At 68.0% G+C, this 14,413-nt stretch carries 12 protein-coding genes; 5 read left to right on the plus strand and 7 right to left on the minus strand.

What is annotated here, in order from left to right; genetic code table 11:
- The first annotated feature begins 32 nt into the window (after positions 1-32).
- Positions 33-866 (plus strand): aquaporin Z, encoded by an 834-nt coding sequence (gene aqpZ / locus BO221_RS18705; RefSeq protein ID WP_073561796.1) that lies wholly within the window; start codon positions 33-35, stop codon positions 864-866.
- Positions 867-887: 21 nt separating this feature from the next.
- Here the strand turns inward: aqpZ and BO221_RS18710 are convergent, their stop codons facing one another.
- The gene (locus BO221_RS18710) at positions 888-1,892 is read right to left on the minus strand and encodes a formylglycine-generating enzyme family protein (RefSeq protein WP_083681149.1); all 1,005 of its coding nucleotides are present in this window, start codon (positions 1,890-1,892) and stop codon (positions 888-890) included.
- A gap of 164 nt (positions 1,893-2,056) precedes the next feature.
- Positions 2,057-2,770 carry an outer membrane beta-barrel protein gene (locus BO221_RS18715; protein ID WP_073561797.1) on the minus strand — a complete coding sequence of 238 codons (714 nt, stop codon included), beginning with the start codon at positions 2,768-2,770 and terminating at the stop codon, positions 2,057-2,059.
- A 349-nt stretch (positions 2,771-3,119) separates the two neighbouring features.
- Here BO221_RS18715 and BO221_RS18720 point away from each other — a divergent pair, with 349 nt between their 5' ends.
- Entirely contained in the window at positions 3,120-5,141 is a 2,022-nt protein-coding gene (locus tag BO221_RS18720) for a PAS domain S-box protein (RefSeq protein ID WP_073561798.1), read from the plus strand.
- On the opposite strand, the gene BO221_RS18725 is transcribed toward BO221_RS18720, so the two are convergent.
- The 5 genes from BO221_RS18725 to BO221_RS18745 form a co-directional block, all read right to left on the minus strand.
- Positions 5,135-5,533: a hypothetical protein gene (locus tag BO221_RS18725; protein WP_073561799.1), complete on the minus strand. Its 399-nt coding sequence runs from the start codon at positions 5,531-5,533 to the stop codon at positions 5,135-5,137. The two genes, BO221_RS18720 and BO221_RS18725, sit on opposite strands and share 7 nt — an antisense overlap.
- Positions 5,534-5,542: 9 nt before the next feature.
- Positions 5,543-6,376, minus strand: coding sequence for a hypothetical protein (locus tag BO221_RS18730; protein ID WP_083681151.1), 834 nt, complete (start codon positions 6,374-6,376; stop codon positions 5,543-5,545).
- Between the two features lie 113 nt (positions 6,377-6,489).
- Complete coding sequence (locus BO221_RS18735) at positions 6,490-7,965, minus strand: arylsulfatase (protein ID WP_073561800.1); 1,476 nt, start codon at positions 7,963-7,965, stop codon at positions 6,490-6,492.
- Between the two features lie 140 nt (positions 7,966-8,105).
- A complete protein-coding gene (locus BO221_RS18740) occupies positions 8,106-9,116 on the minus strand; it encodes an HAD family phosphatase (protein WP_143195530.1) in 1,011 nt (336 codons plus the stop codon).
- Positions 9,117-9,133: 17 nt separating this feature from the next.
- Positions 9,134-11,011, minus strand: a complete 1,878-nt coding sequence (locus BO221_RS18745) for a SulP family inorganic anion transporter (RefSeq protein ID WP_073561801.1) — start codon at positions 11,009-11,011, stop codon at positions 9,134-9,136.
- A 277-nt stretch (positions 11,012-11,288) separates the two neighbouring features.
- Here BO221_RS18745 and BO221_RS18750 point away from each other — a divergent pair, with 277 nt between their 5' ends.
- The 3 genes from BO221_RS18750 (at position 11,289) to BO221_RS18760 (ending at position 14,390) form a co-directional block, all read left to right on the plus strand.
- Positions 11,289-12,347: a hypothetical protein gene (locus tag BO221_RS18750; protein ID WP_143195531.1), complete on the plus strand. Its 1,059-nt coding sequence runs from the start codon at positions 11,289-11,291 to the stop codon at positions 12,345-12,347.
- 111 nt (positions 12,348-12,458) lie between these two features.
- Positions 12,459-13,052, plus strand: coding sequence for a DUF4136 domain-containing protein (locus BO221_RS18755; RefSeq protein WP_073561803.1), 594 nt, complete (start codon positions 12,459-12,461; stop codon positions 13,050-13,052).
- A 99-nt stretch (positions 13,053-13,151) separates the two neighbouring features.
- Entirely contained in the window at positions 13,152-14,390 is a 1,239-nt protein-coding gene (locus BO221_RS18760; protein WP_198956137.1) for a chemotaxis protein, read from the plus strand.
- Positions 14,391-14,413 lie beyond the last annotated feature (23 nt).

Here is a 14,413-nt window from a genome sequence, read left to right on the forward strand (position 1 = left end):
AGCGTGACCCGTGGGACGCATTGGGTGGAAGGATGAGGTTGACCATGAACAAGGTCGAGGTGAAGTCCGCTGCACCCTCCGGAGGAACGGAGGCGATGCGGCGCTACGGAGCGGAGCTCGTCGGGACGTTCACCCTGGTGGTCGGTGGCGTGGGTGCCGCCGTGCTCGCGGGGGAGCGCATCGGCTTCCTCGGGGTGTCCTTCGCCTTCGGGCTATCGGTCCTCGCGATGGTGTATGCCATTGGACCCATCTCGGGCTGTCACCTGAATCCCGCGGTGACGCTCGGCCTGCTGCTCAGCGGGAAGTTCGAGCGCCGCTACGCCCTGGGGTACGTGGTGGCCCAGTGCGTGGGGGCCATCGTGGGCGCGGGCGTGGTGCTGCTGCTGGCCAAGGGGGGGCCTGAAGGCTACTCGGCGGCCACTCAGGGGCTGGCGGCCAACGGTTTCGGAACCTACTCGCCGGAAGGCTATGGCATGGGCGCGGCCTTCCTGGCCGAGGTGGTGCTCACCTTCTTCCTGGTGCTGACGGTGCTGGGCGCCACCGATGCCCGCGCGCCCGTGGGCTTCGCCGGCGTGGCGATCGGCCTGGTGCTGACGCTCGTGCACCTGGTGGGCATTCCCATCACCAACACCTCCGTCAATCCGGCGCGCAGCCTGGGGCCGGCGCTGTTCGCCGGAGGCTGGGCATTGAGCCAGCTCTGGGTGTTCATCGTGGCGCCGCTGCTGGGCGGGGCCACGGCGGCGGCCGTGTATCGCACGGTGCATCGCCCCGCCGCGGCCATCACCGCCGCGGGTGCCGAGCGGGCCCTGGAGAGCGAGCGCGCCGAGCGGCTGGCCACCCGGCGTCCGGTGGATACGCCCTCCTGAGGGGAGCTCCCTTCGTGCGGCTCACTGGAAGGGGGGCCGCACGATGCAGCGGAATCCGATATGGCCGGAGCCGCTGTCCACCGCCTGGGGGGAGCGCGCGGCGGGGCGGTAGCGCTGGCAGTAGTTGGGCGCGCACAGGTGGCTCCCGCCCTTGAGCACCCGGCGCGGGATGGCCACCTGGGGCGTGCGCGGGTCCTGGGTTCCTTCCGGGCTGGCCGGTCCGCGCGGGTTCGCCGGGATGCAGCAGGCCTTGCCCCGATTGCCCTGGTGCCGGTCCTGGTACCAGTCCGTGGTCCATTCCCAGACGTTGCCGATCATGTCGAACAGGCCGTAGCCGTTGGCGGGGAAGGCGCCCACGGGAGAGGTCCCCGAGTAGCCGTCCTCGAGCAGGTTCTGCATGGGGAACTGCCCCTGCCAGGTATTGGCCATCATCCGGCCCTCGGGCGAGAGCAGGTCTCCCCAGGCGTAGCTCTTGCGATCCAGGCCCCCGCGCGCGGCGCGCTCCCACTCGGCCTCGGTGGGCAGTTCCTTGCCGGCCCAGCGCGAGTAGGCCTCCACGTCCTCGAAGGACACGTGGACGACCGGGTACTGCTCGCGGTCCTCCCACGTGCTATCGGGCCCCTCGGGGTTCCGCCAGCAGGCGCCCGGCACGTAGGCCCACCACTGCGTGAAGTCATTCAGGCTCACGCGCCGGTCCGGCTGGCGGAAGACGAGCGAGCCGGGGACGAGCAGCGCCGGGTCCGCTCCGGGATAGTCCTTGGGGTCGAGCGGGCGCTCGGCCACGGTGACGTAGCCGGTGGCCTCCACGAAGCGGGCGAAGCGCGCGTTCGTCACCAGGTGGGTGTCCATCCAGAAGCCGGTCACCGTCACCTGATGGGCGGGCTTCTCCTCTGGATAGTGATTGTCCGAGCCCATCCAATAGGTGCCACCGGGAATCCACACCATGTCCGGGAAGGGGGCCTCGTACGGCGCGGGCTGCTCCGGGAGCCTGGTCTCCGGGGTGGTTCCACCAAGGATGTCCGTCATGGTTACTCTCCCAGCGGGTGGGGCGAAGGTGCTCCTCGCGCAGGCGCAAGCTTGGGTATCTCCTGCCCTCGGGACCACCCAACACCTTGGACCGGGGTCTCTGTCGCCCGCTCGCCGCCCGTCCCTCCCCGCGGGGCAGGGTACGGGCGGCGCCGCCGTTGCCCTTACAAGCGCAGTCCGAACACGAAGGGCAGATACTGGCCATCCGCCTTCTGGGGGCCCGCTGCCGTTTCGATGTCGCCGCTGAAGATGAAGTGGTAGCGGCCTTCCGCGTAGAGACGGAGGGGACCTCCGAAGAGTCTCAGGCTGATGCCAACACCCGCGTTGAGCCCGAAGTCCGTCCTGCTCCGCGAGCCGAGTACCTCCTCGACCGGCACGGTGGTGTTGTAACAGATATACAGCCAGGGGTCGCAGTACGGCACCACGCCTACCCCCGCGAACTCGGTGACCTCCACCCGCCGGTAGTAGAGGCCGGGTCCGCCCAGCACGTAGATGCCGAAGGGGCGGGCGGGGAGCACGTTGTAGATGACGTTGAGGTCTCCGTACTGCATGACGTGGTAGCCATTGGTACCGGTCGAGTTCAGGACGTCGCTCTGGACGTTGTAGCCGCTGAAGAGGTACTCGGCCTGTATGCCCAGGCGCTGGTTGAAGTAGTAGGCCAGGCCGGCCTGGAAGGCGCCGCCCAGCTGGAAGCGGTCGCCGGCGTCGGAGATGGGGACGCTCAGTCCACCTCCGATGTTGAAGCCCACGTGTGGAATGAGTGTTTCGTGCGCGTCCGCGGTGACGAAGTCGGCGGGTACGTCCGAGTCGGCGGCCAGTGCCGGGCGTGCGCTTGCGAGCAGCGCCAGGCCCACGACCACTCCGGAAAAGAATCGCATGGTGTTCCTCCTTTCCGCCGAGGATAGGTACCGGGTGGGATGCGCCCCCAGTGGACCGTGAGGGGGGGAGGTGGGTCGCAGACAGGACTGCGCATCCCGGCCCGGGAGGAGGGGGGATGTTGCCTGCCTGCCTCGAACTGTCTCCTCCACCACCGGGAAGGCACGCGAGGGGTTGTCCGCGCGAGATGCCCCCGCGGGCCGTGCCTTGTTGGACCGTGGACCCAGCACGGCCGACAGACGTTGGACCTTGGCCTGCGCCGTCTGGCTGATGGGCCCTGTGCGAAGCCCGCATGGCAAGGCACCGCGAGGATGGTCACGATGAGAGGTGCGGCCTGGGAGAGGTCCGCCCATGATCGATTTCGATATGAGGCTGCTGCAGATGAGGGAGCCCCTCGTGCTCGTCCTCGACCGGGAGGGACGGGTCCTCCTCTGGAATCGGGCGTGCTCGGAGTTCTTCGGGTATGACTTCGAGGAAGTCCGGGGGAAGAAGGTCGGGGCGCTCAGGCCCGCTTCGGAGTCGGCTGAGCTCAACAGCCGCACGCTCGCCCAGATCCTGGAGGGAAAGGCTCCGCCCCAGGAATCACTCGCGCTCACGAAGTCCGGGGAGCACAGGTGGATTGCCTGGTCGGCGCAGGTGTCGAGGTCCCCCGACGGAAAGCCGGAGTTCGTCTATCTGGTGGGCGTTGACCGGACGGGTGCCAAACTCGCGGAGGCGGCGCTCCGCGCATCGGAGGCGAAGTTCGCGGGGATCATCTCCATCGCCACGGACGCCATCATCTCGGTGGATGGGGCGCAAAACATCGTCATCTACAACGAAGGAGCCGAGAGCATCTTCGGCTGGCGGCGCGACGAGGTCCTCGGGAAGCCGCTCGGCCTCCTGCTCCCAGAGCGATTCCGGGAGATCCACCGGCAGCACCTGCGTGATTTCGCGGCCGGGAGCGTGAAATCGCGGAGCATGGGCGAGCATCGTCCCTCCATCTTTGGCCTCCGGAAGAATGGTCAGGAGTTCCCCGCGGAGGCCGCCATCTCGAAGCTGGAAATCGGGGGGGAGGTGTTGTTCAGCGTCGTGCTGCGCGACGTCACCGTCCGCACCCGTCTCGAGCGCGACCAGCAGTTCCTGGCGGAGGTTGGAGCCGACCTCTCCGAGACCCTGGACTACCAGGAGGTCCTCACCCGTATTGCCCAGCTCGCGGTCCGTTTCCTGGCGGACGTCTGCATCGTCGGCATCGTGGAGGAAGAGGGACGGATCCGCCGGTTCCGTGTCGTTCATCGGGACCCCGCCAGGGAGCAGCTCGCGGCCGCGCTCGAACGGATATCCCTGGAGCAGGACAGGCGCACCCTCTTCTCGCAGATTCTCGAGATGAAACAGCCGGTGCTGATGTCCAGCGTCTCCGATGAATTCATCCAGTCCGTGGCCGAGGGGCCCGAGTACCTCGAGCTGCTTCGCCAGTTCAACCCCACTTCCCTCATGGGGTTCCCGCTTCAGGCCCATACGCGCTTGTTGGGGGCCCTCGTCCTCGTTTCCTCCGATCCGCACCGCTGCTACGCGCCGGAGGACCTCCGGCTTGGCAAGGAGTTGGCCCACCGTGCTGCCCTGGCGGTCGACAACGCTCGCCTCTATCAGGCCGCACAGAAGGCCATTGCCGCGAGGGACGAGGTACTCGGTATCGTCGCGCACGACCTTCGCAACCCGCTCAACGCGGTCGGGCTCGCCGCGGCGTCGCTCCGGCGTACGGGGCCCCCAGATGGCCCGGCGAGAAACACCCGCGGCATGGCGGAGTCGATCGAACGATGGATCCACCAGGCGACTCGCCTCATCGATGATCTGCTGGACGTGGCGCGAATCGAGAAGCAAGGGCTTCACATCGAGCGTCAATCCGTGGCGCCGGGGGAGTTGATGGCCGAGGCAGTCCCGTTGTTCACCGAGGCGGCGTCCAAAGCCTCCCTCGAACTGCGGACCGACCTGCCCGAGGCACTTCCTCCGGTCATGGCCGACAGGGCCAGGATTCTGCAGGTCTTCTCGAACCTCCTCGGCAACGCCGTGAAGTTCACGCTTCCGGGCGGATACATCCGTATGGGCGCCGAGCACCGCGACAGCGAGGTTTGCTTCCGGGTCTCGGATACGGGCCGGGGAATAGACCCGGTACATCTCTCACGGCTCTTCGATCGCTTCTGGCAGGAACGGCCCACGGACAGGCGGGGCGCCGGCCTGGGTCTCTACATCTCCAAGGGCATTGTCGAGGCCCATGGAGGGCGCATCTGGGCGGAGAGTACTCTCGGGCGGGGGACCACGTTCTTCTTCACCCTTCCCGTGGCACCTGTCCTCTCGCGGAACGAGACGGCCCCGCTCCTCATGAAGACACCTCAGTGAGTGGCCCGGCGGTGGAGGAGGCCACGGGTGATCCGGTTCACCGGGCCTCGGATCAGCACATACGGCACGATGGCCAGGAGCACGGCCACGAGCAGACCTTCGAGGGGCCGCAGCTCCTTGAACACGATGAACTGGTAGATGAGATCCATCACCACGGCGAGGATGAAGACATTGCGGACCGAGCTCCATCCGGAGCGCACCAGCTGGCGCCGGTGTGGCCTGTCCGTGAAGAGCGCCCAGAAATAAGCGGGCCGTCCCGTGTGCGCGTCCTTGATGCCGTCGCGCAGGGCGAACAGCATGGCCATCACCGGTTGTAGGTAGAAGCGGAACGCCATCGGCCCATCGGGGCGCTCGACGATCTCCCGCCACAGCTGGGTGAGCACGTCTGTCATGGTGTGCCTCTACTTCTTCGCCGGGAAGAGCAGCGAGAACACGAACCGGAGCTGGTTCGCGGCCGCGTCATCGGGCCGGACGACGTTGTGGTAGTACTGCACGGCGAGCGACAGGGGTTGGCGGCGGAACACGGTGGTCTTCGAGACACCGATGCCGACCGGAACCGTCCACCGCTCGCCTCGCGTGGCCTCCCAGTCCGCCGTGAGGATCGGCGCGGTCACCAACGCCCAGCCCCCGCTGAAGTTGTAGTTGATGAAATACTGGAACGAGAGCTGGTTGATTCTGGGCGCACCTCCCTCGTCCGCGAAGGTCCAGAGCTGGCTCGCCAGGCCGCCGACGACCCAGGGCCCCGTCATCACGACGAGCACTCCGCTCGGACCCGCCGCCCAGCTTCCTGTCCGGACGCTGTCCACGGTGGCCGTGGGCAGCGAGAGCACGGGCCCGAGGCCCCAGATGAACCCGCCCGACTTCGCGGGCGCGAAGAAGAGCTGCTCCTGGACGTCTCCCATTCCCCGGAACCGGGTGCCCTCCGGGCCCGGTGCGTCGATCAACGGCACGATGCTGCGGGCGATGAGGTTCCAATTCGAGGAGAGCTTGATGGGAATCACGGGCTGGAAGTTCAGCAGGAAGAAGGTCCGGTCTTCGAGGCCACCGCCCGTGTTGAAGTTGAATTGGAACGGCACGCTGAGCAGGTCTCCCACGGGGTTCTGGGTGGCCTTCGACAGCTCGGTCGCATCGTGCTCGGGGGGCGTCTTCCCCGCCTCTTCCGCGCCGTGCTCGGGGCTCGCTTCCGTCTGCGCGGCGGCCCCGGCGGAGAGCAGCAGGAGGACCGACACACTCATCGCCGTGAGTCTCATCTTCAGTACCTTTCGGGTGGAGTGAGCTTCAGGGCGTGGAGCCCGGAGGCCCGCCCCCTGGAACGATTCCCAGGGGGCGGGCGGCTCGTCACCGTTCTTTAATGAGACGGGGCCGGCGCGGTCTCCAGCTTCTCCAGCACCTGGTCGATGGTGAAGCTCGCCGCCTTCTGGCGTGGCGGGAACTCCTTGAAGCTCTCGAGGAACCGGGCCACGTACTGCTGGGCCGGGAGGAGCATGAAGGTGTGGTCGATCAGCCAGGTGTGGTAGCCGACTCCATCCTCCCCCCGCTCGAACGGGTCCGCTCCCAGGTCGAAGATGAGCGGTGCCCGGCGCATCACGAAGGGCGTGGACCAGACGTCGATTCCCTTGGCCTTCTGCTCGGCGAAGACCACCTTGGTGCGCCCATGGCGGATGGCGAGCAGCTCGCCATCATCGCCGAAGTAGAAGAATTCCTGGCGCTGGGAGGGTCCCCGCCCCGCGAGCAGCCCGGTTTGATCGTAGCCATCCAGGTGCACCTTGAAGGTCTTGTCGTTGGCTTCGTAGCCCTTCAGGAGCTTGTTCTTGATGTCCGGGTCTCCGGCGGCGGACACCAGCGTGGGCAGCCAGTCCTCGGACGAGAAGAGGGCGTTGATGCGGGTGCCCGGCTCGATGACGCCGGGCCAGCGGACGAGGCACGGCACGCGGAACGCGCCCTCCCAGTTGGTGTCCTTCTCTCCGCGGAAGGGCGTCTGTCCGCCGTCCGGCCACATGTTGGACATGGCGCCGTTGTCCGTGGAGTAGATGACGATGGTGTTCTCCCTCAGCTCCAGCTCGTCGAGCCTGGCCAGGAGCCGGCCGACATGGCCGTCGTGCTCGACCATGCCGTCGGGATAGAGCCCCATGCCTGTCTTGCCCTGGGACTCCGGCCTCAGGTGCGTGTGGATGTGCATGCGCGTGGTGTTGAACCACATGAAGAAGGGCTTGTCGGAGTCCGCCACCCGATCGAGGTAGTCGAAGGCCGCGGCGAGGAACTCCTCGTCCACCGTCTCCATGCGCTTCTTCGTGAGGGGCCCCGTGTCCTCGATGCGGCCGTCCGCGTAGGAGCGGATGACGCCGCGCGGACCGAAGCGCTCCCGGAACCGGGGATCCTTCGGGTAGTCCGGGTTCTCGGGCTCCTCTTCCGCGTTGAGGTGGTACAGGTTGCCGAAGAACTCGTCGAAGCCGTGGTTCGTGGGCAGGTGCTCGTCCAGGTCCCCGAGGTGGTTCTTGCCGAACTGGGCCGTGTGGTAGCCCAGGGACTTGAGCATCTCGGCGATGGTCGGATCCTCTTCGCTCAGGCCGAACCTGGCGCCCGGCATGCCGACCTTCGTCAGGCCCGTGCGGAACGGGCACTGTCCGGTGATGAAGGCCGCGCGGCCCGCGGTGCAGCTCTGCTGTCCGTAGTAGTTGGTGAGGAGTGCGCCCTCCTTCGCCAGGCGATCGATGTTGGGCGTCTCGTAGCCCAGCATGCCCTGGTTGTAGGCGCTGATGTTCCAGTAGCCGATGTCATCTCCGAAGATGACGAGGATGTTGGGCGGCTTCACTGCTCTGGCCATGTGATTCTCCTTTTTTGCAACGGAGTTGCCCGGTTCCGAGGTTGGTTCGCGGAACGATGTGCATGCACCGGGTGGGGGCTACCCGAGACCCGCCGCTCGTACAGCCCGGTGGGGAGGGGTCCTGGATGGGAACTCCCCCCTCACGGGAAGACGGTCTTCCAGTCCTTCTGGATGCTCACGACCGTCCAGCCGTGTGCCCGGGCGGCGTTGAGCGAGGCATTGTCCTTTTCCTGGTAGGCGAACTCCCGCTGCGCGTCGTCGTGGTTGATGAGGAGTTGGAGCGAGGGCCCCTCTCGGCCCTGGGAGTATTCGAGCATCGCGATGTCGCCGCTGGAGCGCTCGTTGCCGGCCGCGAGCACCGGACGTCTGCCAATGTGCAGGTCGATGTTCACCGGCTTGGTCTCCTTGTCGTTGACCGCGCCGGGCTCGGGCTTCCTCCAGAGCACGGACTTGCCGTTCTGCTCCTTGAACTCCTTCTTCAGGGAACTGCCGATCACCTGCTCCGGTGGAATCCCATACATCTGTTGGGAGACGGCCCGCATGAAGTCGATGCCACCTCCAGAGGAGATGTATGTGCGGAAGCCGTTGGCGCGGAGGTACTCGAGCAGCTCCACCATGGGCTTGTAGGCGAGCTGCGTGTAGGGCACGCCGAGCTTCGGGTGCTTCGACGTCTGGAAGAACTCGCGGACCTCCTGGTCGAACTGCTCGTCGGTCAGGTTGGCGGAGGTGATCGCGAACAACTCCATCACCGCCTTCTCACCGGCCCGGGTCAGGGACTCGAGGTCTCCGTCGAGGGCGGCCTTGACCGCGGGCTTCTGCTTGAGCGCCGGGTCCTTCGCGACGCGCTTCTGGAGTTGCCAGAGCACGAAGGCGCCCTGGATGATGGGTTGCTCGGGCCAAAGAGTGCCATCGTTGTCGAAGGTGGCGATGCGCTCCTCGGCGGGGATGAAGTCCGGGCTGCCCGGCGTGGTGACACGTTTGACGAAGTCGAGAATGGCCTTCTTGGGCGCGCCCTCGTTCCAGGAGGGAAGTGGATCCGCCTGGGCCGCGGGGGCCTGGGCGGGGGAGGGGGTACTCGCGGCGAGCGCCGCCAGACACAGCAGCGGCAGGGCCACCGCGCGAGCGGCGCGAAGGGTTGGGGATGCCATCATGGTTCACGACCTCCTTGTCAGTGGGGCCCGGTGTCCCGGGGCTCTCGCAGCGCGGACTCGGCCTGGCGCAGCAGCCGTCGCATCTGTTCCAGTTGCTCCCGCTCCTCGTCCGGCATGGAGTCCTCGATGTCCTCCGCCAGGGTGCCCAGCCGGTGCAGGCCATCGTGGAAGAGCGCCCGCTCGTCCCGGGCCTGGGGCGCGTGCCGGGCCAGGTAGTCCACCACCCCGCCCAGCACATGCGCGTAGAGGTGCTCCCGGCCCACCTTCTCCAGCACGCCGGTGCGTTCCATCATCTCCCGCGTGGGGGCGAGCGCCCGCGCCAGCAGCAGCGTCACCCCCTGGTTCTCCAGATCCTCGTGGAGGTCGGCGAGCATGTCGGCCCCGGGCACGTCCAGATCCGTCGTCACCTCGAGATCCAACAGCAGGGCCTTGACCGGGCGGGGGTTGCGCTGGATGCGTTCCAGGATCTCCTCGCGGAGGGATTCGGCGTTGGCGAAGAAGATGCCCTCGTTGGGGCGGAGGACCATCAGTCCGGGCAGGGGCCGCGCCGAGGGCTGGTGCCGCATGTCGACGAAGTCCAGGGTGCCGGCGGCCCGTCCCAGCTCGCTCAGGCGGGGGAGGCTGGCGCGGTAGAGGGTGAGGAACAGGGAGAGGCCCACCGCGAGGAGCAGGCCCGGCAGCACGTCGAAGGCGAGCACGCCCAGCAGGGCGGCCATGGCCACGAGGAAATCCGCGCGGCGCATCCGGAACAGCCGCCGCAGCTCGCCCACCTCCATCATCCCCGAGACGGCCACCACCACGATGGCGCCCAGGGTGGCCTCTGGCAGGGCGCGGAAGAGGGGCGTGAAGAAGAGCGCCACCAGCAGCGTGAGGCCGGCGGCCACCAGGGAGGAGACCTGGCTGCGGGCGCCTGCCTGATCATTGGCCGCGGACTTCGACAGGCTGCAGCCGATGGCGAAGCCCTGGAAGAGACCGGCGCCCATGTTGGCGCAGCCCAGGCCGATCAGCTCCCGGTTGGCGTTCACCGGGTAGCCATGCCGGGCCCCCAGCATGCGCGCCGGGCCGATGGCCTCCGCGAAGGCCACCAGCGCGATACCGAACGCCCCTGGCAGCAGGGCCAGCACGTCACTCCACTTCATGTCTGGCATTCGTGGCGCCGCGAGCCCGGCCGGGATGTTTCCCACCACCTCCACCCGCCGCGCCTGGAGGCCGAGCAGATGGGAGGCGAGGATGGCCAGCACCAGGACCACCAGGGCCGCGGGGAGCCGCTTCGAGACGCGCTCGAGGGCCACCAGCAGCACCAGGCAGCTCGCGCCCACCAGGAGCGTGGGCAGGTGGGTCTCCGGGAGATGGGTGAGCACGAACCACAGTTGCTCGAAGAAGCCCTCGCCGGTGCCCTTCAGCCCGAAGAGCTTGGGCACCTGCTTCATGGCGATGACGAGCGCCAGTCCGAAGACGAAGCCGGTGAGGACGGACGGGGAGAAGAACTGGGCGATGCGCCCGAGCCGCAGCACGCCCGCGAGCAGGGAGATGAGGCCCGCCAGCACGGCCAGGCCGGCGGTGAGGGCGAGGTAGTGGGCCGAGCCGGAGGGTGTCAGCGCTCCCACGGTGGCGGCGGAGAGGACGGCCACCGTGGCGGAGACGGCCACCACGAGCTGCCGGGAGCTGCCCAGCAGTGCGTAGAGCACCAGGGCCGCCGGGCACGCATAGAAGGCCGCCTGGGGGGGTGCACCGGCGAGCTGGGCGTAGGCCATTCCCTCGGGGATGAGGAGGGCCGTGATGGTGAGCGCTCCGGCCAGGTCCCGTTTCAGCCAGCCCGGGTGGTAGCCCCGTAGCGAGGCCAGGAACGGAATGAAGGAGGCGAGTCTGGCCGTGGTGGTGCTCCGCTGTCCCATGCGCGGCTCCGAGGCGGGGTGTTTCTGGCCGTGAACATGAGGTGGGCCTCCCTCAGGGAGTACCCGGGTGTGCCCATCCAGGGAGTCCAGGGGTGACTCGCCTGTTCCCGCTCCCTCGCGGGCATCCAGCCCTTCAGGGCAGTGGGGTGTCGCGGCACGCGCGGGAGATACCTGCCGTGGGGATGGGCATGCTTCCGCCGGCGTTCATCACTCCGCCTTGTTCCCGGTCCCACGAGCAGATGTTTCCGTTCTCTCCGGGGCTCATATCCGAGCCATCATGAGCCTGACAGCAATCATGTTGCTTCTGTCCTTGAGCGCGGCCCCCACGGAGACCGCGTCCACCGAAGAGCACCCGGCGTGTGAGCAGTGTGGTGGTGGCCGCTCGCGCCAGCTCGGGGGCCACACCTTCCTCTTTCCCATCCTCCAGCGGAGCGCCTTCGTCGCCAGTTACGTGGGCATCAACGAGGGCGTGGCGTGGTACGACGTGCCGGACCTGCCCATCGGCGAGCTGGGGACGCAGGACGTGTCGCTCGTGGGCTACCAGCAGACGCTGGACCTGGGCGTGCGGCTCACCCCCTGGCTGGGCCTGTGGGGCGAGGCACGCGGCACCCTCTACACCGGCCTGACGGTGGGCTCGTTCGTGTCGGATGGCGCCAACTTCCGGGCCAGCGGTGCCGGCGGTGCCGTGGTGCGGTTGCTGCACTTCGACTCGAGCGGTACGCAATTGTCGCTGCGGGCGGGCGGCGGTTACGAAGGGGGCACCGAGATCGCCCTGCTGCCGCTGCTGAACGCCATCGTGGACACTCCGGGAGTGACACTGGTGAGCATCCTGCGCGGCAATCTGGGCGAGTTGCTCACCGTGCAAGTCTCGGAGAGCTCGGTGAATGGCGGCGTGTTCTTCGCCCAGGCGCTCGGCGGCTCCTTCCTGGGGCTCCAGGCCTCGGCCTCGGCGGTGCACATCTGGCGCACGCGCAAGCCCTTCGATCCTTCCGTGGACGCTCGCGTGGAGCAGGAGACCACCGCCTTCCGCCTCAACCTGGCGGCCGCGCTCACCGCGGACTTCAAGTCGCTCGGCGTTCCCCTGGCACTGATGGGCGAGTACCTCTTCACCGGAGGCAGTCAGTCGGAGGTGGAGCTGGCGCGCACGGACCTGCGCTCCAGCTCGGTGGCGCTCGGCCTGTACTACACGGGGCGGCCCAATCTGCAGCTCGGCCTGGGCGGCGTGGCCGTTCTCAACGCCGAGCCCCGCGTCGGCCGGGATGCGGACGGCAACCCCGCGCAGTCCGGCGAGCCCTCTCTCTTCTACGGCCAGCTCGTCCTCCGCTACATCTGGTGAGCCTCCGACTGGAGGGTGGGGCAAGCGGGTTCGTGGCGCCCGGCTGCGGAGGACTTCCGATGCCTATTGTGGGGAAGTGAACCGCCCCTCGGGGGCTTGAGGGAGATCGCCATGTCCTTGCCGTCACGTCTGGCCGGTGCCTTGCTGGTGCTGGGGCTCGCCGCCTGCACGAGCATCAAGACGAACACGAACTACGACCCCAACTCGGTGCAGAAGCTGGACGCGTACCGCACGTATTCCTGGTTGCCCATGAAGGAGGGCGCGAACCCACGCGTCTACAACCCCATCATCCAGGCGCGCGTCCAGCAGGCGGTGGACAACGAGCTGCAGTCGCGTGGCTACAAGAAGGTGGAGGAAGGACAGAATCCCGACTTCAAGATGGGCTGGCACGGCGCCATCGATCAGAAGGTAGACGTGGACTACATCAACTCCTATTACGGCTACGGTTGGGACCCCTGGTACGACCCCTTCTACGGTCCGGTCGCGTACGGAGGTGCCGGCATCTCCCATCCTGTCGTGCGCGAGTACCAGCAGGGCACGCTCATCCTCGACGTGGTGGACGCCGGCACGAACAAGCTCGTCTGGCGTGGCACGGCGCAGGCCGAGCTGTCCGAGAACGTGGATGCGCAGAAGAGCCAGAAGCTCATCAACCAGGCCACCGACGAGCTGCTGAAGACATTCCCGCCCCAGCCCAAGAAGGAGTAACAGCGGGCCGCCGCGCGTCCTGCGCGTGACGTGGCCTCACCCCCAGGGGCTGCTCGGCGAGGCGGGGAGGGGTGCGCATCCTGGGGAGCCGGTCCTCCCATGCGCACCTCTCTCCGGCTTTTGTTACTCCTGTTCACGGCGCTGCTGACGGCCTGTGCCGCGGTGAAGGCGGAGCCTCGCTCGACCCTCTACGAGCGCGTGGGGAAGTCGGAGATGAGCGTGGGGGCGCTGCGCATCCGCGTGCGCGACATGGCCCGCCGCTTCCCGGGAGTCCTCGAGACCACCGCGGATGAGATCTCCTCGCGCTCCCCCTCTCCCGCGGTCCGCGAGGCGATGATCCGCTTCAAGAGCAACGCGGTGACCGCCATGCAGGGGGCGCTGCTCCAGCCGGATCCGGTGGCGGCGCTGATCGACGCCTGGGCGCTGCTGGCCCAGCTGCAGCAGTACCTGCCGAAGTCGGCGGTGGGGACGTCACCCGAGCTGATGGACACCGCCCGGCGTTCGCTGGGGATGCTGGAGTCGGAGGTGGAGGCGCTCTGGCGGGAGCTGTCGGGCCGCGAGGATGTCTCCCAGTTGCACCAGCTCGTGCACGGGTGGGCCGCCGAGCACCCCTTGACCGGCTCGCTCATCACGCGCGAGTCCACGGTGCCCCTGCTGGCCGCCTTCACGGACCGCTCCGGAGTGGGCCTGCTGGGCTCGACGGCCGCACTCCTCGCGGACACGCAGGATCTGGTCACCCGGGTGGACCTGTATGCCGGCACGCTGCCCCGGCAGGCCCGTTGGCAGGCGGAGCTCGCCGTCCAGGACATGGTGGAGGGGACTCCGGTGCTGACCTCGGCCATGGCCGAGATGGGACGGACGGTGGACGTGCTCGTGCGCATGGGCGCGCTGGCGGACGGGACTCCCCGGTGGGCGACGGGCGAGCGCGAGGCACTTCAGGACTTCATCTCGGACTTCATCTCCTCCGAGCGTCTGGCGGTGCTGGAGGGCGTCCGTGGCGAGCGTCTGGCGGTGTTGGACGCGCTCCACGCGGAGCGGGTGCAGACGATGCAGCAGGCGGACACGATGGGCCGGGGCTGGGTGGACCACGCCTTCGATCGGGCCGAGACCCTGGTGAACCACATCTTCCTGTGGCTGCTGGGGTTGACGGTCCTGGCGGTGTCGGGGGCGCTCGGGGTCGCGGCGCTGCTGATGCGGGGACGGCGCCCGGGCGAAGGGCCTCGCTGGATCCGCCGGAGCAGGGCAGGGGAGCCATCGAGTGACAGAGCGCCCGGGGGGCCCGGGCCGGAAGTGGAGCAGGGCCCACCCGGCGAGCACCCGGGCGAACCCCACCATTAGTGGGTCTGTCCGGGAGGGCACGA

This window comes from Archangium sp. Cb G35 (assembly GCF_001896145.1).
GTDB classification, from domain to species: Bacteria; Myxococcota; Myxococcia; order Myxococcales; family Myxococcaceae; genus Archangium; species Archangium violaceum.